This is a genomic window from Bradyrhizobium sp. WBAH42 (genome assembly GCF_024585265.1).
Classification (GTDB): Bacteria; Pseudomonadota; Alphaproteobacteria; order Rhizobiales; family Xanthobacteraceae; genus Bradyrhizobium.
The window spans coordinates 5,116,639-5,139,596 of the sequence record NZ_CP036533.1 but is presented as its reverse complement, the minus strand read 5'-3'; the positions used below and the strand labels follow the sequence as shown (position 1 = coordinate 5,139,596).

Genomic DNA, 22,958 nt, shown 5'->3' with positions numbered 1-22,958 from the left:
CAACAACCTATTCCGCCGGTGCCGCCAGCGGCCGCGGCCCGGAGCGGCGCCGCATGCGGTCGATCAGCAGGTAGATCACGGGCGTCGTGTACAGCGTCAGGATCTGCGAGACGAACAGGCCGCCGATGATGGTGATTCCGAGCGGGCGGCGCAGCTCCGTGCCGGGGCCGGTCGCGATCACCAGCGGAATGCCGGCAAACAGCGCCGCCATGGTCGTCATCAGGATCGGGCGGAAACGCGCCTGGCAGGCCTCGAAGATCGCCTCGGCCGAGGACAGGCCGCGCTGGCGCTCGGCGTCGAGCGCGAAGTCCACCATCATGATCCCGTTCTTCTTGACGATGCCGATCAAGAGGATGATGCCGACGAAGGCAATCACCGTCAGCGGCGTGTTGGTGAGCTGCAAGGCGAGCAGCGCACCTAAGCCGGCCGAGGGCAGCGTCGAGATGATCGTGAGCGGATGGGCGAGGCTCTCATAGAGCACCCCGAGCACGATATACATCGCAACCAACGCGCCGAGGATCAAGAGCGGCTGGCGGCCGCTGGTCCTGGCGAAGTCGCCGGCATTGCCGTCGAAGCTGCCGCGAATGCCTTCCGGCATGTGCAACTCATCGACCGCGCGCTGGATGTTCTGCGTCGCCGCCTGAAGCGGCACGTCCGGCATCAGGTTGAAGGACACCGTAGTCGATGGGAACGACTGCGAATGATAGACGGCGAGCGCAGCGAGCCCGCGCGTCGCCCGCACCACGGCCGACAGCGGCACCTGCGCATCTCCCGCGCCGGCGACGTAGATGCGATCGAGATTGGAGGGGTCGACCTGGAACTTCGGGTCGATCTCCAGCACGGTCATGTACTGGTTGCGCTGGGTGTAGATGATGGAGATCTGCCGCTGTGCGAACGCGTTGTTCAGCGCGTTGTCGATGTCCTGAACCCTGACGCCGAGCGCGGACGCCTTCTGGCGGTCGATGGCGAGCGTCAGCTGCAGGCCGCCGGGGTCGCGATCGCTGGAGATGTCGGTGATGCCCTCCACGCTCTCCATGCGCTTGGCCACGATCGGCGCCCATGTCTGCAGCAGGCCGAGATCGGTGCTGGTGAGCGTATATTGGTAATCGGAATCGCTCTGCCGCCCGCCGGCGCGCACGTCCTGGGCGGCGAACATGAAGAGGCGGATGCCGGGCACGGGATACAGCGCCCGCCTGAGCCGGTCGATCACGACCTCCGTCGACACGTGCGCGCGCTCCTCCGGCGGTTTCAGGCTGATGAACATGGTGCCGCGGTTCGAGGTCGCCGGCCCCGGGCCCCCGCCTCCGCTGCCGACGGTCGATCCGATGCCGGCCACGGCCGGATCCTTCATCACGATCTCGGCGAGCCGCTGCTGCAGGCCGAGCATCGACTGGAACGAGATATCGGCCGAGGCGCGCGTCGCGCCGATGATCAAGCCGGAATCGTCCGTCGGGAAGTAGCCTTTGGGGATCTTGACGTATAGCGTCACCGTGAGCGCGATGGTGGCGAAGAACACCAGCAACGTCAGCAGCGGGAATTCCAGCACTGTGCGCAGGCTGCGAGCGTAGAACACGATGGTGCGCGACAGCGTGCCTTCGATGATGCGGTCGAACAGCGTTGCCGTGCCGGAGGTGGTCTGCCGGATGTAATGGGCGCAGATCATCGGCGTGACCGTCAGCGACACCAGCGTCGAGACCAGGATGGCGAAGGTCAGCGTCAGGGAGAATTCGCGTAAGAGCCGGCCGACGACGCCGTCCATGAAGATCAGCGGCGTGAAGGCCGCGATCAGCGACAGGCTGATCGAAACCACGGTGAAGCCGATCTGCTTGGCGCCCTCCTGCGCCGCCCGGAACGGGGGCATGCCGTGCTCGAGATTGCGGAACATGTTCTCGATCATGACGATGGCATCGTCCACGACGAAGCCGACGGAGATGGCGAGCGCCATCAGCGACAGATTGTCGATGGAGAAGCCCGCGACCCACATGCCGGCGCAGGTCCCGGCGAGTGCCAGCGGCACCGAGATGCCGGCCGCGATGGTCGGCGTGATCCGCCGCAGGAACAGGAATACGACGACCATCACCAGGACGGCCGTCGCCAGCAGCGTCCATTGCATATCCAGCACGCTGGCGCGGATCGTGCCGGTCCGATCGACCAGGGTGGAGATTTCGACCCCGGCGGGGATCCACTGCTTCAGCTCGGGGATCAGCGCCTTGACCCTGTCGACGGTGTCGATGACGTTGGCATCGCCCTGCTTGGTGATCTGGATCAGAACCGCCGGTTGCCTGTTGAACCAGGCGATCGACCGGACGTTGCGGACGGAATCCTCGATGTCGGCGACATCGGACAGCCGCACGAAATTGCTGCCCGAGCTCTTGATGACGATGTCGCGGAACTCCTTCGCCGTGCGCATCTGCTTGTTCAGCGAAAGCGTCTCGCTTTGACGTTCGCCTTCGAAGATGCCGACGGGGCCGAGCGCGTTGGCGCCGATGATCGCGGTGCGCACGTCGTCGGTCGCTATTCCAGCATTGGACAGTGCGACCGGGTTGAGCTGCACGCGCACGGCCGGCTGGTCGGCGCCGGAGATCGACACGTTGCCGACGCCAGGTACCTGTGAGATGCGTTGCGCCAGCACGCTGTCGGCGACGTCGTAGATCGCCGACGGAGAGATCGTCTTGGAGGTCAGCGCCAGCACGAAGATGGGTGCGCCGGCCGTGTTCGCCTTGCGGAAACGCGGCAACGTCGGCAGGTCGCTCGGCAGGTCGACCATCGCGGCGTTGATGGCCGCCTGCACGTCGCGCGCAGCCTTGTCGATGTTGCGGCCGATGTCGAACTGGAGCTGGATGCTGGTCGTGCCGAGGCTCGAGGTCGAGGTGATCTGGTTGATACCGGCGATCTCGCCGAGACGCCGCTCCAAGGGTGATGCCACCGTCGCCGCCATCACGGATGGATCGGCGCCGGGCCGGCTGGCGGAGACGAAGATGGCGGGGAAGTCGACGTTCGGGACCGAGGCGACGGGCAGAAACTCGTAGGCGACGACCCCCAGCAGGAACAGCCCGATCGAGAGCAGCGTGGTCGCGACCGGACGGCGGATGAAGGGCTCCGAGATCGACGCCATCACTGCATCCCCTCGGTCGCGCCGGCGACCGGCGGGCCGCCGGGTTCGGTCGGCGGCAGCGCCCGCTCGAGACGGCGGTTGATGCGATCGAGCGCCAGATAGATCACGGGCGTCGTGTAAAGTGTCAGTAGCTGGCTGAGCAGAAGGCCGCCGATGATGGAGATGCCGAGCGGAAAGCGCAGCTCGGCGCCGGTGCCGCTCTCGATCGCGAGCGGCAGCGCCCCGAACAGCGCCGCCAGCGTCGTCATCATGATCGGGCGGAAGCGCAAGAGACACGCCTGCACGATCGCTTCATGGGGCGACATGCCCTGCCCGCGCTCGGCCTCGAGCGCAAAGTCGATCATCATGATCGCGTTCTTCTTGACGATGCCCATCAGGAGGATGATGCCGATCAGGCCGATCACCGAGAGGTCCTGTCCGCACAACATCAGTGCCAGGATGGCGCCGACGCCGGCCGAGGGTAGCGTCGAAAGGATCGTGATCGGGTGGATGTAGCTCTCGTAGAGCACCCCTAACACGATGTAGATCGTGATCACGGCGGCGAGCAGCAGCCACGGCTGGCCGGCCAGCGCCTTGGCGAACTCGGCGGCATCGCCGGCATAAATGCCGACGATGCTGCCCGGCATTTCGATGCGGGTCTCGATCACCTTCACGGCTTCGACGGCATCGCCGAGCGCCGCGCCCGGCGCGAGGTTGAAGCTGAGCGACACCGACGGGAATTGCGCCTGGTGCGAGATCGCGAGCGGCGCCGTGGTCCGCTTCAGCGTCGCCACGGCCGACAGCGGCACCTGGGCATTGGGCGCGCCGGCGGTGGCGCTCGCCGCGCCCGGCAGATAGAGCTTGGACAGGATCGAGGGATCGCGCTGGTACATCGGCAGCGCCTCCAGCACCACGCGGTACTGGTTGGCCTGGCCGTAGATCGTCGAGATCTGCCGCTGTGCGAAGGCATCGTTCAGCGTGTCGGTGATTCCTTGCAGGCTCACGCCGAGCTGGCCGGCCCGGGTGCGGTCGACGTCGAGCTGCGCCCGCAGGCCGCCCTCCTGCGCCTCCGAGGAGACGTCGCGGAACAGGGGATCGCGCCGCATCTCCGCAACCAGCTTGCGCGCCCATTCCGAGACCAGCGTCGCATCGGTGCCGGTCAACGTGTACTGGTATTGCGAGCGGCTCGACTGGGTCGAGATCTGCACGTCCTGCACCGGCTGGAAATAGACGGTCATGCCGGGGATGCCGGAGACCCTCTCCTTCAGCCGGGTCACGACCACGCTGACATCGTCACGGCGCTCGCCGCGCGGCCGCAAGCTCATGACGAGGCGGCCGACATTAGTGGTCGGGTTGACGGAGCCCGCACCGATCACCGAGACCACGCCGACCACATCAGGATCAGCCCTGATGGCGTCCGCCGCCTCGGCCTGCCGCCTCTTCATCTCCGCAAACGACACGTCGGGCCCAGCCTCCGTCACCGCGGTGATCGAGGCGGTGTCCTGCAGCGGCAGGAAGCCCTTGGGCGCGACGACATAGAGTACCAGGGTCGCGATCAGCGTGGCGAAGGTCACGACCAGCGTGGCGCGCTGCCGCTCCAGCACCCACAACAGCGATCGGTGATAGGCATGGACCGTGCGGTCGATGAAGCGGCTGATCGCGGCCAGTCCCGGCACGGCCAGCTCCTCGTGCGCGTGCTTGAGCAGCCGCGAGCACATCATCGGCGTCAGCGTCAGCGAGACCACTGCCGAGGTCACGACCGCGATGGTCAGGGTCAGCGCGAACTCGCGGAACATACGCCCGACCAGGCCCGACATGAACAGGAGCGGGATGAACACCGCGATCAGCGAGACCGTCAGCGATATCACGGTGAAGCCGATCTCGCTGGCGCCCTTGAGCGAGGCTTCCATCGCGCCGTCGCCATTCTCCATGTGGCGCACGATGTTCTCGATCATGACGATGGCGTCGTCGACGACGAATCCGGTGCCGATCGTCAGCGCCATCAGCGACAGATTGTCGAGGCTGAAGCCGGCAAAATACATGATGCCGAAGCTCGTGATCAGCGACAACGGCAGCGCGACGCCGGCGATCACGGTCGCGCGCATCGAGCGCAGGAACAACAGCACGACCAGCGTCACCAGCACGACGGCAAGGACGAGCGTGAACTGCACGTCGCGCACCGAGGCGCGGATGGTGACGGTGCGGTCGGAGACGATGGTGAGGTTCACCCCGGCCGGAATCGCGCGCTGGACCTTGGGAATTTCGGCGCGGATCTGGCTGACGACGTCGATGACGTTGGCACCGGGCTGGCGCTGGATGTCGATGATCACGGCCGGCGTGCCCTGGTACCAGCCACCGGTGCGGTCGTTCTCGAGGCCGTCGACGATCTGGGCGACGTCGGCAATGGTCACCGGAGAGCCGTTGCGGTAGGCGATGATGACGGGCTTGTAGGCCTCGGCGACGGCGATCTGGTCGTTGGCGGCGATGACGTAGGATTGCTGTGTGCCGTCGAGCGAGCCCTTCGGGCCCGAGACATTGGCATTGGCGATCGCCGTGCGCAGGTCTTCCATCGCGATGCCATAGGCTGCAAGGCGCGCAAGATCGGCCTGGATGCGCACGGCCGGCTTCAGCCCGCCCAGCACGGAAACGCGCCCGACGCCGGAGATCTGGCTCAAACGTTGCGCCAGAATGGTATCGGCGATGTCGCTCATTGCGCGCAGCGAGATCGTGTCCGAGCGCAGCGCGAGCGTCATCACCGGCGCATCCGCCGGATTCACCTTCGCGTAGGTCGGCGGGTAAGGCAGCGTCTTGGGCAGCACGCCGGCCGCGGCATTGATCGCGGCCTGCACGTCCTGCGTTGCCCCGTCGATGTCGCGGTTGAGGTCGAACTGCAGCGAGATCTGGCTGACGCCGAACGAGCTCGTCGAGTTCATCGCCGAGAGCGACGGGATCTGCCCGAGCTGCCGCTCCAGCGGCGCGGTGATCAGCGAGGCGATCACGTCGGGGCTCGCGCCCGGCAGCTGCGTCGTCACCTGCACGGTTGGGAAATCGACTTGCGGCAACGCCGAGACCGGCAGCGCGAAATAGCCCAGCAGCCCGCCGATCAGAAGCGCAATACCGAGCAGCGAGGTCGCGATCGGCCGGCGGATGAAGGGTTCAGAGACACCCATGGGCTGTGCCTGCCGCTGCAAGCGGCCGTTGTCGGATCATGGCTGCTTGGCTCCACTTTCCGATGCCCCCGGCCCCGGTGCCGGTCCGGTCTGCCCCTTCTGGTCGCCTTCGCTGCTCTTGCGCTTGGCGCGCAACTCGCCGTCCTTGCCCTGTCCGTCCTTCTGGCCTTCTTTGGCACCGTCCTGCCTCTGAGCGTCCGGTGCGCGCGAGCGCTTGCGCGGGGAGAGATCGGCCGACGGCGTCTGGTCGTCGCGGCCGACGATCACCTTGGAGCCGTCGGACAGATTGGCAAAGCCCGTGGTGACGACCCTTTCGCCCGCCGACAGGCCGCTGGCGATCACGGCATCATGCTCGTTCTGCTGGGTCACCGTCACGGGCTTGGCCGAGACGATGTTGCCCTCGCCGATGACGTAGCTGAAAGTGCCGATCGGGCCGCGCTGCACCGCCGAGGTCGGCACCACCAGCGCCTGCGTCAAGGTCTCGACCTTGAGGCGGACGTTGACGAACTGGCCCGGCCAGAGCTGGTAATTGGCATTGGGAAATTCGGCCTTGAGCCTGAGCGTGCCGGTGGTCTGGTCGACCTGGTTGTCGATGCCGGTAAGCTTGCCGGTATCGATCACCGTAATGCCGTCATTGCCGAACACGTCGACCGCGAGCGTACCCTTCGCCGCGGCCGCATTGACCCGCATGATCTGTTGCTGCGGCAGGCTGAACCACACCGCGATCGGCTGCAATTGCGTGATCACCACGAGGCCGGTGGTGTCGGAGGCATGAATGATGTTGCCCTGGTCGACCTGGCGCAGGCCGGCACGACCCGAGATCGGCGCCACGATCTTGGTGTAGCTCAGCGTCGCCGCAGCGTTGTCGATCGCGGCCTGATCGGCCTTGACCAGCGCCTCGGTCTGCGCGACCAGCGCGCGCTGGGTGTCGGCCTGCTGCTTGGAGCCGGCGTTGGAGGCGGCGAGCTGCTCGTAGCGTGTCAGGTCGATGCGCTGGTTTGCGAGCTGGGCCTGATCCTGCGCCTTCTTGGCGACCGCCTGATCGTACTGCGCCTGATAGATGGCCGGATCGATCTCGCCGAGCACGTCGCCCTTCTTGACGTCCTGGCCCTCCGTGAAGTTGACCGCGATCAGCTTGCCGTCGACCTGCGAGCGCACGGTCACGGTGTTGAGCGCGCGGATCGCGCCGACGCCGTCGAGATAGACCGGCACGTCCTGGATGCGCGGGCTCGCTGCCAGCACCGGCACAGGCAGATCGGGACGCTGGTTGCGGTTGTTCGTCTGCTGCTGGTGCATGACGATCCAGCCGACATAGCCCAGGCCGCCGAGGATCGCGAGCGTGATCAGGGTCATGACGAAGCCGCGGCCGCGCGATCTCGTCGCCGTCCCCTCTCCCGCGCCCTGCTTGGTGTCGGGCTTAAAGAGCATTGACCGGTTTCTCCATTCGCGGCTCCCAGCCGCCGCCGAGCGCCTGGTACAGGCTGACGATGGCCAGAAGCCGTGCGAGTTGGGCCTGCGACAGCGCGTCTTCCGCCTGGAACAGGGTCAGTTGGGTGTTGAGCACGGTGACGATGTCGGCGGTGCCGGCGCGCAATTGCTGCTCGGAGAGATCGAAAGCGCGACGCGAGGCGGCGACGACGTCGCGCTGCAATTGCAGCTTGATCGTGGTCTGCTTGATCGAGAACAGCGCGTTGTCGACGTCGGCAAAGGCCTGGATGATGGTCTTGCGGTAGGTCTGCAGCAGCTCGTCCTGCCGCGCCTTGGCCAATTCGAAATTGCCGAGGATCTTGCCGCCGTCGAAGATCGGCTGCGTCGCGCTGCCGACGAGCTGGAAGAAGGCCGCATGCGGCTGGAACAGCGAGACCAGCGCCGCGCTCTGATAGCCGCCATTGCCGGTGAGCTGGATGGTCGGAAAGAACTGCGCACGGGCATTGCCGATGTTGGCGGTGGCCGAGGCGAGCTGCGCCTCCTGCCGGCGGATGTCCGGCCGCTGCGTCAGCAGCTCCGACGGCAGGCCGGGCGTCACGCGCGGGATCGCGATCCGATCCAGGGAGCCGCCGTGCACGCGCACGCTCTCCGGCGGGCGCGAGACCAGCACGGCGAGCGCGTTGACGTTCTGATCGAGTGTCTGGCGCAGCGGCGGCACCAGGGCCTTCTGGTTCGCCAGCACGCTCTCCTGCTGGGCGACGTCGAGATCGGTGCCGGTGCCGGCCTTGCGGCGGTCCCTCACCGCATCGAGGATGCGCTGCGCGCTCGCGATGTTGCGCTGAGAGGTCCTGATGCGATCCTGCGAGGCCAGCACCTGGAAATAGGCGTTGGCGACGGCGGCGAGCGTGGTCAGCGCGACCGTGTCGCGATCGAAGCGGTTGGCGTTCGCCGTCTCCTCGGCCGTCTGCAGTGCATCGCGGTTCTGGCCCCAGAAGTCGAGCTGGTAGCTCGCGCTGAGCGAAGCCTGATAGTTGACGACCTCACGGCCGCCATTGGTGAGCCCCGAGGCCGAAGAGCCGGAGGTGCGCGAATAGGTCTCCTGGCCGGTGCCAGACAGACTCGGCAGCAACGCCGCGCCGGCCTGCCGCGCCTGGGCGTCAGCCTGGACGATACGCGCCACGGCGGCAGCGATGTCGAGATTGACGGTCTGCGCTTCCTCCATCAGCTGCGTCAGCTCCGCAGAGCGGAAACCGCGCCACCAATCCAGCGACGGCGGCGCATCGCCCTTGCCGGCATATTTGTAATGCGCGGGAACGTCGAGCGCGGGATCGGGAAGATCCTGGGTCAGCACGCAGGCCCCCGAGGCGGCGGCGAGGCACAGCACCGCCATCCATCGGGCCGCGGGCCGCATCCGGAATGCAGAACCGAGAGACCGCCGCGAGGCGATCGCTGGAACTTGGTGTGTCACGTCCACCCCCCGCCGGGCAGATCAGGCCGCCGCAACGCCGCCGGATTAACCGATTCGCGGCGGGACAGTCGGGTGGCCTTGGACAACGCGTTCACAGCGGTGATGCTTTCTGCGGAACCTGCGATGCATACTAGCCGGGCCCGGAACGGCGGGACAGTGCCGCAGTTGCGAGATGCCCAAGCCAATGAGCTGGGCGCGAGCTGAAGAAAATACCAAAAGTACCTGTCTCGCAGTCACTTCTTTTACTGTGAAACATTGGGAAACGTAAGCAAGCTTACCAAGATTTCATGTGATATCGCGGCCACACCCTTAGCTTCGCTCTTCATTTGGACCGCGCCACGCGCCTTCAGCTCAGTCCCATCCTCTGCGCGGCGCGCCACACCGTCAATCTTGCCGAAAACGAAGCCGTCCAACGCGCCGATATCTCCTGGGCTGTCACCGCAGTCCACGCGTCCTGTCGCAAGCCCGTCTCGCCAGTGGCAAGAATTGGTCGCGACAGCGCTCATCGGGAGCGCAATCGTTTCTTGCCCTGGTCGGGGTTCGGCTGTTTCCTCCTACTCATATCCCGCCTCATGGCCCCGCGCATCAGCGCCGGTCTCTTCTCGGGCATATCACTGTTTCCGTGGGCGTTTCGCTCGGGTTCGCCGCAGCGCAAAAGCCTTCCCCTTTGGCCTGCCAAGCACTAGGTTCGGGCCAAGGCCAATCAACCCCTTGGTAGTGATTTCCCCTGACATGACCATTCGCAACGACGTTGTCGAGGCCATCGGCAACACCCCCCTCATCAAGCTCAAGCGGGCTTCGGAATTGACCGGCTGCACCATCTTGGGCAAGGCCGAGTTCATGAATCCCGGTCAGTCGGTGAAGGACCGCGCCGGCAAATGGATGATCCTGGAGGCCGAGAAGCGCGGCGAGCTGAAGCCCGGCGGGCTCGTGGTGGAAGCGACCGCCGGCAATACCGGCATCGGCCTTGCCGTCGTTGCGAGCGCGCGCGGCTACCGCACCCTGATCGTGATCCCGGAGACGCAGAGCCAGGAAAAGAAGGACTTCCTGAAGCTTTGCGGCGCCGAGCTGATCGAGGTGCCGGCCCTTCCCTACGCCAACCCCAACAACTACCAGCATGTCGGCCGGCGGCTCGCCGACGAGCTGCGCAAGACCGAGCCCAATGGCGTGCTGTTCGCCGACCAGTGGAACAACCTCGACAACGCCAAGGCACATTACGAATCCACGGGGCCCGAGATCTGGGAGCAGACCGGCGGCAAGGTCGACGGCTTCGTCTGCTCGGTCGGCAGCGGCGGCACGCTGGCCGGCGTCAGCCGCTATCTGAAGGAGAAGAACAAGGACATCCGCGTCGCCTGCGCCGATCCACATGGTGCCGGCATGTACGAATATTTCAGGACCGGCGATCCCAAGGCGACGCCCGGCGGCTCGATCACCGAGGGCATCGGCCTCAACCGCGCCACCGCAATCGTCGAGACCGCCAAGGTCGACGAGGCCTATCTCATTCCCGACACCGACGCCGTCAGCGCGATCTACGAGCTGCTCCAGCACGAAGGTCTGTGCCTCGGCGGCTCGACGGGCATCAATGTCGTCGGCGCGATGCGGCTTGCGAAGCAGCTCGGGCCCGGCAAGACGATCGTCACCGTGCTGTGCGATTCCGGCAGCCGCTACCAGTCAAAACTGTTCAACGCGGACTTCATGCGCGCCAAGAACCTGCCGGTGCCGGAATGGCTGGAGAAGCGCAGCAACATCAAGCCGCCGTTCGTGTGATCGTTACGCGCGTCCTCGGGCCGAGGGCGCACGTCGACAAGCTCTGCGCAGTTCGGCCGGCTTAAGCGACTTCCCCGCCTTCCGAGGCTGCGGCGCAATAGTCGCGCCAGAACTTGCGGTAGCCCTCCTCGACCCTGCGCGTGTAGGCTTCGACATTGCCCGCGGCTGAAGCTGCGATCCGGGCCGGCAATTCCGCGCGCAACTTTGCCAGAAGCGCGGGCTGGGCAGCAAATTGGCACGCAATCGCGGCGTAGCCCGCGTCATCCTCAGCCACCCAGTCGTCGAGACCGACGGCCGCCACGATGGAGCCGCCGGCGCGCGACGATGCGCCGTGGCCGAGCTTGGCGACGACCGGAACGCCCGCATAGAGGGATTCCCAGGTGCTGACGCCACCGTTCTGCGGAAATGGATCGAGCGAAATATCGACCAAGGCGAAGGCTCGCAGATGATCGGCGCGCTCGGACGAGCCGAGGCAAGTGATCCTCTCTTCGGCAATCCCGTGAGCGACAAACCGCGCGAGGAGACCGTCGCGCACCAGGGCATCGTCGAGCAGCGTATGCTTGATGATGATCTTCGATCCGGCCACCTCCCGCATCACGTTCGACCAGACGCGGATGGCCTCGTCCGAAATCTTGTTGACGCGGTTGAACACGCCGAAGGTGACGTAGCCGTTGCGGAGCATGGGAAGCTCCGACGGCGGCACATCCAGGATGGGATCGATCGTGATCAGGCACGGCAGGTCATAGACCTTTTCGGTCAGCAGATGCCGTGCCGATTGCGGAATGAAGACGGGGTCCGCGAGCACGTAGTCCATCGTCCGAAGGCCCGTACCGGTCGCGTGTCCGAAGCCCGTGACCTGGATGGGAGCCGGCTTGCGGGCGAAGACCTGGAGCCTGTTGCCCGACGAATGCCCGGAGACGTCGATCAGGATATCGACCTTGTCGGCCTCGATACGATCGGCCAATTCGTCGTCGAACATCTGCCAGGCATCGACCCAGACGTCCGCCGCCGACCTGAATTCGGCCGTGATCGCATCTTTCGTCGGCGAACACGAATAACAGACGACCTCGAAGCTCGCATGATCATGGTGGTGCAGCACCGGCAGCAGGCCGAACGCCGCCGAGTGATACCAGAATTCGGCAGAAACATAGCCGATCACGATCCGCCTGTCGGGATCGAGCTGCCGAGAGGCGAGCTTCCTTTGCGGCACGCGGGCGCCGATCGCTTCGCCCCAGGACCTTCGTGTCGCCTGCTGGATCGTGAAATCTGCGTCGGGAAGAAAGTCCAGAAAGTAGATCTTCCGCGCCATCAAGTCTGGATCCGGCGAGATCGCCAGCGCCGCGTCGAGATGTTCGATCGCGGAGGCGATTTCTCCCTGATTTGCAAGGCAGGAGCTCAGCAAGGCCAATGCGATCGTGGAACGCGGATTTTGCTCGAGCAAAGTCGTGCAGGCCAGGATCGCCTGTGCGGTGTTCCCCAGGCTGAGCGAGACCTCTGCCTTTCCCCGCAAGGCAAGTTCGAACCGCGGCGAAAGTGCAAGTGCCGCATCGAAGTCCGCGGCAGCCTGTTCCAGCCGCGACAGTGCCGAGTTGAGGCGTCCGCGCTGCGCCAGAATCTTCGCAGAATCGGGCTTGATCGCGAACGCCGCCGCGAGCGCAGCTTCCGCCTCATCGTAGCGCTTGAGCTCGATGCTGACCATGCCCTTGCCGATGAGCGCTTCGACGTGGCGCGGCTGAAACAACAGCGCGCGATCAAAGCTCTCCCTGGCGCGGTCAAAACGGTACAGTGCCAGCTCCGCCACGCCACGATTGCAAAGCGCGTCGGCGTAGTCGGGCTTCAGCTTGATGGCGCGATCGTAGATATCGATAGCCTGTCCCGGCAGGTTCATCTGGAGCAAGGTGTTGCCGAGGCCGACAAGGGCCGGCGTAAAATTCGGCTTCAGCGCGATCGCCCTCTCCTGACAGGCGCGGGCCGCCTCCAATCTCTGAAGGACGACGTAGACGGTCGCGAGATTGCTCTGCGCCTCGTGCGAACGCGGATCGATCGCGATCGCACGCTCGAGCAGCTGTTGCGCCTCCTCCAGGCGTCCGCCCTGCTGCACACTCAGCCCGAGCAGGTGCGTGGCGTCGAAATGATCCGGAACGGCTTGCACGATCTGGCGGCAGAGCGCCTCGCACTCCGCATACCTGCCCTGGCCATAGGCGCTCGCCGCGGCGGGAATGATGGCGTCGGCCTGCTTCTTCAATTTCTTCTGCAATCGCGCATTCTGGAATGCGCGCGCGCCGGCGCTGCTCTGCAAGGTGTCTCTCCGGAAGATGGCCCAGGGCCGAGTCTAACTGATTCGCGTCCCGGCCCGGCCGAACTGCCGGACCAGAAATCCGTCCGGGAGATCCCGGGGTTCGCCTGCAGGATGCGGCTCAGGAGCCGCCAGGTGCGTCCGCCTCGCTGACCGCGGCGTCGCCGCGCTCGCCGGCAGCGGCACAATAGTCGCGCCAGAACTTGCGGTACCCCGCTTCGAGCTCACGCGTGTAGATCTCGACATTGCCGGCGGGCGAGGCTGCGATCTGGGCCGGCAAGCCCGCGCGCAACTTCGCCAGATATTCGGGCTGCGAGGCAAACTTGCGGGCGATCTCGACATAGCCGTCGTCGTCCTCCGCGACCCATTCGCCGAGGCCGACGGCCGCCACGATGGAGGCGCCGGCACGCGAGGAGGCCCCAATGCCGAGCTTGGCCACGACCGGAACGCCCTTGTAGAGGGATTCCCAGGTGCTGATGCCGCCGTTCTGCGGGAACGTGTCGAGGGAAATATCGATCTTGTCGAACGCCATCAGGTGATCGTCGCGCGAGGTGGTGCCGAGGAAGGTGATGTCCTCCTCCGCAATGCCCTGCGCAATGAAGCGTGCGACCAGGCTATCGCGCAGCAGAGTATCGTCGAGCAGACCGTGCTTGAGGATGATCTTCGATCCCGGCACCTCGCGCATGATGCGCGACCACACACGGATCGCATCATCCGAGATCTTGTAGATGCGGTTGAACACGCCGAAGGTGACGTAGCCGTTGCGGAGCATCGGCAGCTCGGAAGGCTGCAGATTGGTGACCGGCTCCATCGTGATCAGGCACGGCAGATCGTGGATCTTCTCGGGAAACAGGTGCCGGGCCGAGGGCGGAATGAAGATGGGATCGGCGAGCACATAGTCCATCGTCTGCATGCCCGTGCCCGTGGCGTGTCCGAAGCCGGTGGCCTGGATCGGGGCCGGCTTCCGCGCGAAAACCTGCAGCCTGTTGCCGGTCGTGTGGCCGGACACGTCGATCAGGATGTCGACATTATCGGCCTGAATGCGATCGGCGAGCTCGTCGTCAGAAAGCCCCCAGGCATCCACCCAGACGTCCGCCAATGATTTGAACATGGCGGTGTACTCGTCCGCGCCCGGCCAGGAATAGTAGCAGATGATCTCGAACTTGGCGTGATCATGGTTGCGCAGCACCGGCAGCAAGGTGAGGCCCGCCGAGTGCTGCCGGAATTCGGCGGCGATATAGCCGACCACGATCCGCCTGTCCGGATCGAGCGGCCGCTTCGGCAGCGTCCTTTGCGGTATCTTCGAGCCGATCGCATCCCACCAGGACTTCCGCACAGCCTGCTGGACCGCGAAATCGGCCTCCGCGAGGTAGTCGAGCAAGAAGATCTTGCCCCTGATCGCATCTCCGTAATCCGGCCGCAGAGCAAGCGCGCGATCGAGATATTGGATCGCGGCTTCCATGTCTCCCTGGTTTGAATAGGCGAAGCCCATCAGGGCCTGCCCCATCTCGGAGCGCGGATTTTGCTCGATCAACGCCGCTGCGGCCGCCATCGCCTGCGCGGTCTTTCCCATCACGAGGCAGGCCTGTGCCTTGCCGCGCAGCGCCAGTTCGAGCTTGGGCGAGATCGCAAGCGCCGCTTCGAAATCCGCAAGCGCGGGCTCGAGGCGCTGCAACTCGTAGCTGAGCCGCCCGCGCTGGGCCAGGATCCTCGGCGCCCCAGGCTTGATCGCGAGCGCCGTGGCAAACTTGGCTGCCGCCTCCTCGTGATGTCGCAGCTCCATGCTGACCATGCCGCTGCCGACGATGGCCTCGGCGTGACGCGGCTGAAACAGCAGGGCGCGATCGAAACTCTCCTTGGCACGCATGATCTGCCCAAGCACGATCTCGACCATGCCGCGATTGCAGAACGCATCGGCATAATCCGGTTTGATCTTGATGGCGCGCTCGTGCAGCTCGAGCGCTTGTTCGTACTGGCCCATATGCATCAGCGTATTGCCGAGGTTGGTCAGCGCCACCGCGAAATTCGGCTTCTGCGCGATCGCCCTCTCCTGGCACCGCCGCGCTTCCTCGTAATTGCCGAGGTCGAAATGCACGGTCGCGAGGTTGTTATGGGCATCGTGCAGGCGCGGATCGAGCGCAATCACGCGCTCCAGCAGCTCTCTTGCCTCCTCGAGGCGCCGGCCGTCATGGGCGCACATGCCGAGCAGGTGAAGGGCATCGACATGATCCGGAAGGGCTTTCAGGATCTCGCGGCACAGCGCCTCGGTCTCGGCATATCGGCCCTGGCCATAGGCGTTCGCCGCGGCGGCAATCACGGCGTCGGCCTGCTTCATCAATTTCTTCTGCAATCGCGCATTCTGAAACGCGCGCGCGCCGCCGCCGCTCTTCTGCAAGGTGTCTCTCCGGAGGATGCCCTCGGCAAAGTCTAACTGATTCGCGAGCCTGGCCGGCCGGTCACCCGAGCTCCATCGCTTCCGGGATTTCACGGGGCCCGGCGCAAGATCTTGCTACACCAGCTCCGAGGCGGCGGCACAATGATCGCGCCAGAACCGGCGATAGGCCGCCTCGACCTCACGCGTGTAAAGTCCGACGTCGCCGGCGGGCGAGGCAGCGATCCGAGCCGGCAGATCCGCCCGCAACTTTGCCAGATGGGCCGGCTGCGCCGCATATTTGCACGCGATCGCGGCATAGCCCTCGTCATCCTCGGCCACCCAGTCATCGAGGCCGACGGCCGCGACGATGGAGCCGCCGGCGCGCGACGAAGCGCCGCTGCCGAGCTTGGCGACGACCGGAACGCCGGCATAAAGAGACTCCCAGGTGCTGATGCCGCCATTCTGCGGGAACGTATCGAGGGAAATGTCGACCATCGCAAAGGCCCGCAGATGCTCGGGGCGCGAGGTCGAGCCCATGCAGATGAGGTTCTCTTCGGCGATGCCCTGCGCCTTGAACCGCGCGATCAGCCGATCGCGCAGCAATGGATCGTCAAGCAGCCCGTTCTTGACGATGATCTTCGATCCCCTCACCGCATGCATGACTTTCGCCCACACCCGGATGGCCTCGTCCGAAATCTTGAAGATGCGGTTGAACACGCCGAAAGTGACGTAGCCGTTGCGGAGCATGGGAGGCTCCGAAGGCGGCACGTGCAGGATCGGATCGATCGTGATCAGGCACGGCAGGTCATGGACCTTCTCGGCCAGGAGGTGGCGCACCGATTGCGGAATGAAGATCGGGTCCGCGAGCACGTAGTCCATGGTTCGAAGGCCTGTCCCCGTAGCGTGCCCGAAGCCCGTGACCTGGATCGGCGCCGGCTTGCGGGCAAAGACATGAAGCCTGCTGCCGGTCGTGTGCCCGGACACGTCGATCAGAATGTCGATCCCATCGGCCTGGATGCGGTCGGCCAGCTCGTCATCGGACAATTGTGCGGCGTCGACAAAGACATCCGCGAGAGGCTTGAACCTCTCCGTCATGTCGTCCTGCATGGGCCAGCAGGAATAGCAGACGATCTTGAACCTGGCGTGATCATGATGGCGCAGCACCGGCAACAGCGAGTACGCCGCCGAGTGGTTCCTGAATTCGGACGCGACGTATCCGATCACGATCCGCCGGTCCGGATCGAGCGACCGGGGCGCCAGCGTCCTTTGCGCAAGCTTGGCACCGATCGCATCCCACCAGTATCTTCGCGCGGCCTGCTGCGCGACGAAATCGGCCTCCGGCAGGTAGTCCAACACGAAGATCTTGTATCCGATCGCCTCCGGGAAGTCCGGTGCGATCTCGAGCGCAGCGTCGAGGTGTGCGAGCGCCGTCCCGATGTCTCCCTGGTTCACGTGGCAGGCCGCCAGAAGCGCCAACCCCATCTCGGATCGCGGATTGACCTCGAGCAGTGTCTTGACGCCCGCCATCGCCCGCGCGGTGTTTCCCGCGAGAATGTCGATCTGCGCCCGCCAGCACAGCGCTAGCTCAAGCCGTGGCGATTGCGCCAGCGCCGCGTCGAGATCCGCGGCCGCCTGCTCCAGCCGGGACAGACTGAGGTTGAGCCGTCCACGCTGCAGCAGAATCCGCGGCGATCCCGGCTTGATCGCGAGCGCAGCGTCGAAGGCGGCGGCCGCCTCCGCGAAGTGCCGGAGCTCGAGGCTGACCATGCCTCCGCCCGCGATCGCCTCGGCGTGAGATGGCTGAAACGACAGGGCGCGGTCGAAGCTCGCCTTGGCGCACTCGAACTGGCCGGTCATCAACTCCGCCATGCCGCGGTTGCAGAACGCATCGGCATAATCCGGCTTCAGCCTGATCGCCCGCTCGTGCAGCCCGATCGCCTCATCACCGAGGCCGATGTGCAGCAACGTATTGCCGAGATTGGTCAGGGTGATCGGACAATTCGGCTTCAGCGCGATGGCCTTCTCTTGGCATGCGCGGGCCCCGTTGAATTTCTCCAGCGCGAAATAGACGGCCCCGAGATTGCCGTGCGCGTCGGGCGAGCGCGGATCGAGCGCAATCGCACGCTCGAGCAGGAATTCGGCCTCGTCGAGCCGCCCGCCGTCGAACGCGCGCAGGCCGAGCAGATGCGTGGCATGGAAATGATCGGGAACTTCCTTCAAGATCTCGCGGCAGAGCATCTCGGCCTCGGCAAGCCTGCCCTGCCCGAGCGCCTCGATCGCGAAGGCCATGACGGCATCCGCCTGCTTCTTCAGCTTCTTTTCCAGTCGCGCATTCTGGTATGCGCGCGCGCCGGCACTGCTCTGCAAGGTCTCTCTCCGGAGGATGGGTCCGAAGAGAGGCAAGCCGATTCGGATGGTGCCAGGCTTGCGGTCAGGCCGGCGAGGCCGCCGGCGCCGAGGCTCAGCGCAGAATCTGGCTCAGGAACAGCTTCGTGCGCGCGTGCTGCGGGGCGGCGAAGAACTCGTTCGGGGTGTTGGCCTCGATGATCTGCCCCGCGTCCATGAACACGACGCGATTGGCAACCTCGCGGGCAAAGCCCATCTCGTGGGTGACGACCAGCATGGTCATGCCTTCTTCAGCGAGGTCGACCATGGTGTCGAGCACCTCCTTGACCATCTCGGGGTCGAGCGCCGAAGTCGGCTCGTCGAACAGCATCACCTTCGGGTTCATGGTCAGGGCCCGGGCAATCGCGACACGCTGCTGCTGGCCGCCGGACATCTGGCCCGGAAACTTGTTGGCCTGGTGCGGGATCTTGACCCGCTCCAGGAACTTCATCGCAGTCGCCTCGGCGTCCTTCTTGGGGATGTTGCGGACCCAGATCGGCGCCAACGTGCAATTGTCGAGCACGGTCAGATGCGGGAACAGGTTGAAGCTTTGGAACACCATGCCGACTTCACGGCGAACCGCGTCGATATGCTTGAGGTTCGGCCCGAGCTCGATGCCGTCGACGACGATCTCGCCCTCCTGGAATTCCTCCAGCGCGTTGATGCAGCGGATCAGCGTAGACTTGCCCGAGCCCGAGGGGCCGCAGATCACGATGCGCTCGCCCTTCTGCACCGCAAGGTCGACGTCGCGCAGGACGTGGAAATCGCCGTACCATTTGTTCAGGCCGGAAATCTTGACGATGGGGGCGGACATGGTGGCCTCGATCAGTTGCGGCGGTGGGCGTTGAGGCGCCGCTCGACGAACAACGAATAGCGCGACATTCCAAAGCAGAACATGAAGTAGATGATCCCGGCGAAGGCGAAGCCGGTGAACGCCGTCGACGGCGTCGACCATTTCGGATCCGCGAACGAGGCGCGCAGCGAGCCGAGCAGATCGAACAGCGCCACGATCGAGACCAGCGAGGTGTCCTTGAACAGCGAGATGAAGCTGTTGACGAGGTTCGGAATGACGTGCCGCAGCGCCTGCGGCAGCACGATCAGCGAGGTCGTCTTCCACCAGGACAGCCCGAGGGCGGCGGCCGCCTCGCTTTGACCGCGCGGGATCGCCGCGAGCCCGCCGCGGACGTTCTCGGCCTGATAGGCACCGGTGAACAGCGCGATGCCGATCAGCGCACGCACCAGGCCATCGACCGTGAAATTTCCGGGCAGGAACAGGGGCAGCATGTAGGTTGCGAAGAACAGCACGGTGATCAGCGGCACGCCGCGCCAGAACTCGATGAAGGCGATCGAGAAGATCCGGATCAGGGGAATCGTCGAGCGGCGGCCGAGCGCGAGCGCAATGCCGATCGGCAGCGAAGTGACGATGCCGGTGACGGAGACCACCAGCGTCACCAGGAGGCCGCCCCACAGGTTCGTCGTCACGACCGGCAATCCGCCGTGGTCGAGATCCATCAGCTTGAGCACGATGGCGATGGCAATGAAGGTGGCGATGCTCGATGCCAGAGCCCGCCCGCCGGTGCGAACACCGCCGCCGAGAACGAAGGCGATCAGGCAGACGATCGCGGCTGTGATGGCGAAATCCGTCCAGACCGACTGGCCCGTGCCCTGGATATAGTCGCGCAGCCAGGTGAGCGGAAAGATCAGCCAATGGATCACCGTGCCGAGCAGGACGATGAGGCTGCCGACGGCCCAGAGCAGCGGGCCGACCGCAGAGGTCCTGCTCGAGGTGAGCAGCGCCTGTCCGGCACCGACGATGCTCTCGTCGAACAATTGCAGCAGGCCGGCCGTCCAGCTCAGCCCAAAGCCCTTGATGCCGCCGCCGTGCAGCAGGAAGAAGGCCACCACCGGAAAGGCGACGAAGAACAGGCCGGCATTCAGGCTCTTTGCCGGCAGCCGCGGAACGAGCAGCGGCAACAGCAGGACGGCTGCGAGCAACAGCGTCAGGTTCACCCGCCAGCGCTCGGCCTCGGGATAGAAGCCGTAGATCAGTTGCGGGAGCTTCGCCTGGATGTAGGGCCAGCAGGCGCCGACTGCGAAGCCGGCGTTCTCGGCGAGGCACGCAGCGCGGTCCTTGCCGCTCCAGACCGCATCGACCATCAGGAACTTGACGGAGGGAATGATGGTGAACCAGAGCAGCAAGGCGCCCAGGATCGTCAGCAGGATGTTGGTCGGCGAGTTGAACAGGCGCGTGCGCATCAGGCCGATGAAGCCCGTCGTCTTCACCGGCGCCGGACGCTCGGCGAGCAGGTCCTGGCGGACGAAGTTGGATGACATGACATCGCTCATGCGCCGAGGCTCCGGCTGACGCGCCAACCGTAGACGCTCATGATCGCGCTGGTGAGGAGCGAGATCAGGAGATAAACACCCATCGTCATGGCGATGATCTCGATCGCCTGCCCGGTCTGGCTCAGCGACGTGCCGGCGAACACCGACACCAGATCAGGATAGCCGATCGCGACCGCCAGCGACGAGTTCTTGGTGAGATTGAGGTACTGGTTGGTCAGCGGCGGCACGATGACGCGCATGGCCTGCGGCACCACGATGAGGCGGAGCGTGGCGCCGCGGCTGAGGCCGAGCGAAGATCCCGCCTCCATCTGCCCCTTGTGAACGGACAGGATGCCGGCGCGCACGATCTCGGCGATGAAGGCGGCGGTATAGGTCGACAGCGCCACCGTCAGCGCCACGAATTCCGGGATGATGCGTGAACCGCCGGCGAAGTTGAACCCCTTCAGCTGCGGCAGCTCGAAGGTGAAGGGCAGACCGAATACCAGCATCGTGGCGAGCGGAAGCCCGAACAGCAGGGCCAGCACGTAAGGCCAGATGTGGATCACCTGCCCGCGCTGAAACAGCGCTCGCCTGGCGTAGAAGCGCAGCGCCAGCGCGGCGACGATGCCGAGCGCCAGCACCGCCAGGAATGGCTCGAGACCGCCCTGGCCGATCGGGCTCGGAACGACGAGGCCGCGATTGCTGATGAAGGCGACGCCGAGCAGGGAAATGCTCTGCCGCGGATTGGGCAAGGCCGCGAGCACCGCCAGATACCAGAACAGGATCTGGAACAGCAGCGGCAGGTTGCGGATGACCTCGACATAGATCTCGCCGACGCGCGACAGCAGCCAATTGGGCGACAGCCGGCACAGCGCGACGATGAAGCCGATCACCGTGGCGAAGAAGATGCCCACCACGGAGACCACGAGCGTGTTCAACAGCCCGACCACGAACACGCGCAGGAACGTGTCCGAGCCGGTATAGGAGATCAGGGTCTGGTTGACGTCGAAGCCGGCATTGTTCCTGAGGAAGCCGAAGCCGGCGGCGATGTGCTGGTTCTCGAGATTGGCCCGCGCATTGGAGACGATCTCGTAGCCGATCCAGCCCAGGATCGCCGCGAAGGCAAACTGGACGGCAACGCCGTTCCAGCCTGCCTTGCCGCCCAGAATGCGCCGGATCTTCAGCGCGATCTGGGGCGGCGGTTTTCGAGCCTCGGTGCTCATGCCGCTGCCGGCCGATCGGGGCTGATCAGCGGATCGGCGGCGCGTACTGGAGACCGCCCTTGTTCCAGAGATTGTTGACGCCGCGATTGATGCCGAGCGGCGAGCCGGCACCGACGTTGCGATCGAACACCTCGCCGTAATTGCCGACGGTCTTCACGATCCGCACCACCCAATCCTTGGTCAGGCCGAGCTGTTCGCCGAAATTGCCGTCGCTGCCGAGCACGCGCTTCAGCTCCGGATTTTCCAGCTTCGCCTTCTCGTCAACGTTCTTCGAGCTGACGCCGAGCTCTTCGGCGGTGAGCATCGCAAACAGCGTCCATTTCACGATGTCGAACCACTGGTCGTCGCCGTGGCGCACCATCGGGCCGAGCGGCTCCTTCGAGATGATCTCGGGCAGCACCATATGCTCGTTGGGATTGGCGAGCTTGAGGCGATTGGCGTACAGGCCCGACTGGTCGGTGGTGAAGACGTCGCAGCGGCCGGCTTCATAGGCCTTGACGGTTTCGTCGTTGGTGGCGAACGCGATCACCTCGTACTTCATGTTGTTGGCCTTGAAGTAGTCGGCGAGATTCTGCTCGGTGGTGGTGCCGGTCTGCACGCAGACCGACGCGCTGTTGAGCTCGAGCGCCGAATTCACCTTCAGCGACTTCTTCACCATGAAGCCCTGCCCGTCGTAATAGGTCACTCCGGTGAAATTGGCGCCGAGCGAGGTGTCGCGCGAGATGGTCCAGGTGGTGTTGCGCGAGAGCACGTCGATCTCGCCGGATTGCAGCGCGGTGAAGCGGTCCTTGGCGGACAGCGGCACGAACTTGACCTTGGTCGGATCGTTGAAGATCGCGCCGGCAATGGCGCGGCAGACGTCGACGTCGATGCCGGTCCAGTTGCCCTTGTCGTCGGGCGAGGAGAAGCCCGGCAGGCCCTGGCTGACGCCGCAGGATACCATGCCCCGGTCCTTGACGGTCTTGAGCGTTTGCGCATCGGCGGCTTGGGCGGTGAGGCCGGCGGCGAGAGCAAGGGTGAGAGCCAGGGTTACGCGTTTCATGGGCTTTGGGCCTTTCAAGGTCGTCTCAAGGTCAGGAATGTTGTCGTTAGGTTCGTCTCTGCCAGGCCAGGTCTTCTAAGGGTCTGGCCTTGCAAGAGTCATGCTGGAAAACCCTGCCGAACACTCGCCGATCTCGGGAGGCCATACCTTCATCCCCGCCGCTGGCGCCCGCCATCTCGTTGGCTGTGACGCGAAGTCCGGTCAGACAATGGATCGAAGGTCGCGGCAGGCCCCTCAACATGCGGCGACTGAATAGCACCTGCGCATCACAGAACGACTGGCGAGCCGGGTCAAGGGGTTGACGGGACTCTTCTGTGTTCTGTTATTAACGACCGCGGCCTTCCGGCCGGCCCAGGGGCGCGATGCGTCCGGTGGAAAACGCGGTT

Annotated in this window: 12 protein-coding genes; 1 reads left to right on the top strand and 11 read right to left on the bottom strand. The window is 65.1% G+C overall.

Annotated features, from left to right (window positions below):
• Window positions 1–7: 7 nt before the first annotated feature.
• The 4 genes from DCG74_RS24010 to DCG74_RS23995 are packed head-to-tail and all read right to left on the bottom strand — an operon-like array spanning window position 8 to window position 9,103.
• A complete protein-coding gene (locus DCG74_RS24010) occupies window positions 8–3,115 on the bottom strand; it encodes an efflux RND transporter permease subunit (protein ID WP_172789094.1) in 3,108 nt (1,035 codons plus the stop codon).
• The gene (locus tag DCG74_RS24005; RefSeq protein WP_172789095.1) at window positions 3,115–6,264 is read right to left on the bottom strand and encodes an efflux RND transporter permease subunit; all 3,150 of its coding nucleotides are present in this window, start codon (window positions 6,262–6,264) and stop codon (window positions 3,115–3,117) included. The genes DCG74_RS24010 and DCG74_RS24005 overlap by 1 nt, the downstream gene beginning before the upstream one ends.
• Before the next feature lie 36 nt (window positions 6,265–6,300).
• Window positions 6,301–7,692: an efflux RND transporter periplasmic adaptor subunit gene (locus DCG74_RS24000; RefSeq protein WP_172789096.1), complete on the bottom strand. Its 1,392-nt coding sequence runs from the start codon at window positions 7,690–7,692 to the stop codon at window positions 6,301–6,303.
• Window positions 7,682–9,103 carry an efflux transporter outer membrane subunit gene (locus DCG74_RS23995; protein WP_210268534.1) on the bottom strand — a complete coding sequence of 474 codons (1,422 nt, stop codon included), beginning with the start codon at window positions 9,101–9,103 and terminating at the stop codon, window positions 7,682–7,684. Before DCG74_RS23995 ends, DCG74_RS24000 begins: the two co-directional genes overlap by 11 nt.
• Before the next feature lie 789 nt (window positions 9,104–9,892).
• Between DCG74_RS23995 and DCG74_RS23990 the strand changes: the two genes are divergently transcribed.
• A complete protein-coding gene (locus DCG74_RS23990; protein ID WP_172789098.1) occupies window positions 9,893–10,927 on the top strand; it encodes a cysteine synthase A in 1,035 nt (344 codons plus the stop codon).
• A gap of 61 nt (window positions 10,928–10,988) precedes the next feature.
• Here DCG74_RS23990 and DCG74_RS23985 read toward each other — a convergent pair whose 3' ends face one another.
• The 7 genes from DCG74_RS23985 to DCG74_RS23955 form a co-directional block, all read right to left on the bottom strand.
• On the bottom strand, window positions 10,989–13,226 hold the full coding sequence (locus tag DCG74_RS23985) for a tetratricopeptide repeat protein (protein WP_172789099.1): 2,238 nt from the start codon (window positions 13,224–13,226) through the stop codon (window positions 10,989–10,991).
• A gap of 118 nt (window positions 13,227–13,344) precedes the next feature.
• The gene (locus tag DCG74_RS23980; RefSeq protein WP_172789100.1) at window positions 13,345–15,618 is read right to left on the bottom strand and encodes a glycosyltransferase family 41 protein; all 2,274 of its coding nucleotides are present in this window, start codon (window positions 15,616–15,618) and stop codon (window positions 13,345–13,347) included.
• A gap of 114 nt (window positions 15,619–15,732) precedes the next feature.
• Window positions 15,733–17,964, bottom strand: coding sequence for a tetratricopeptide repeat protein (locus tag DCG74_RS23975; protein WP_172789101.1), 2,232 nt, complete (start codon window positions 17,962–17,964; stop codon window positions 15,733–15,735).
• Between the two features lie 94 nt (window positions 17,965–18,058).
• Complete coding sequence (locus tag DCG74_RS23970; RefSeq protein WP_172789102.1) at window positions 18,059–18,796, bottom strand: amino acid ABC transporter ATP-binding protein; 738 nt, start codon at window positions 18,794–18,796, stop codon at window positions 18,059–18,061.
• 11 nt (window positions 18,797–18,807) lie between these two features.
• Entirely contained in the window at window positions 18,808–20,328 is a 1,521-nt protein-coding gene (locus DCG74_RS23965) for an amino acid ABC transporter permease (RefSeq protein ID WP_172789103.1), read from the bottom strand.
• The gene (locus tag DCG74_RS23960; protein ID WP_172789104.1) at window positions 20,325–21,530 is read right to left on the bottom strand and encodes an amino acid ABC transporter permease; all 1,206 of its coding nucleotides are present in this window, start codon (window positions 21,528–21,530) and stop codon (window positions 20,325–20,327) included. The genes DCG74_RS23965 and DCG74_RS23960 overlap by 4 nt, the downstream gene beginning before the upstream one ends.
• A 25-nt stretch (window positions 21,531–21,555) precedes the next feature.
• Entirely contained in the window at window positions 21,556–22,572 is a 1,017-nt protein-coding gene (locus DCG74_RS23955) for an amino acid ABC transporter substrate-binding protein (RefSeq protein WP_172789105.1), read from the bottom strand.
• Window positions 22,573–22,958 lie beyond the last annotated feature (386 nt).

Coding starts and splice junctions, on each gene's coding strand:
- DCG74_RS24010 (WP_172789094.1), bottom strand. CDS start 3,115: ATGGCGTCGATCTCGGAGCCCTTCATCCGCCGTCCGGTCGCGACCACG.
- DCG74_RS24005 (WP_172789095.1), bottom strand. CDS start 6,264: ATGGGTGTCTCTGAACCCTTCATCCGCCGGCCGATCGCGACCTCGCTG.
- DCG74_RS24000 (WP_172789096.1), bottom strand. CDS start 7,692: ATGCTCTTTAAGCCCGACACCAAGCAGGGCGCGGGAGAGGGGACGGCG.
- DCG74_RS23995 (WP_210268534.1), bottom strand. CDS start 9,103: ATGCGGCCCGCGGCCCGATGGATGGCGGTGCTGTGCCTCGCCGCCGCC.
- DCG74_RS23990 (WP_172789098.1), top strand. CDS start 9,893: ATGACCATTCGCAACGACGTTGTCGAGGCCATCGGCAACACCCCCCTC.
- DCG74_RS23970 (WP_172789102.1), bottom strand. CDS start 18,796: ATGTCCGCCCCCATCGTCAAGATTTCCGGCCTGAACAAATGGTACGGC.
- DCG74_RS23965 (WP_172789103.1), bottom strand. CDS start 20,328: ATGAGCGATGTCATGTCATCCAACTTCGTCCGCCAGGACCTGCTCGCC.
- DCG74_RS23960 (WP_172789104.1), bottom strand. CDS start 21,530: ATGAGCACCGAGGCTCGAAAACCGCCGCCCCAGATCGCGCTGAAGATC.
- DCG74_RS23955 (WP_172789105.1), bottom strand. CDS start 22,572: ATGAAACGCGTAACCCTGGCTCTCACCCTTGCTCTCGCCGCCGGCCTC.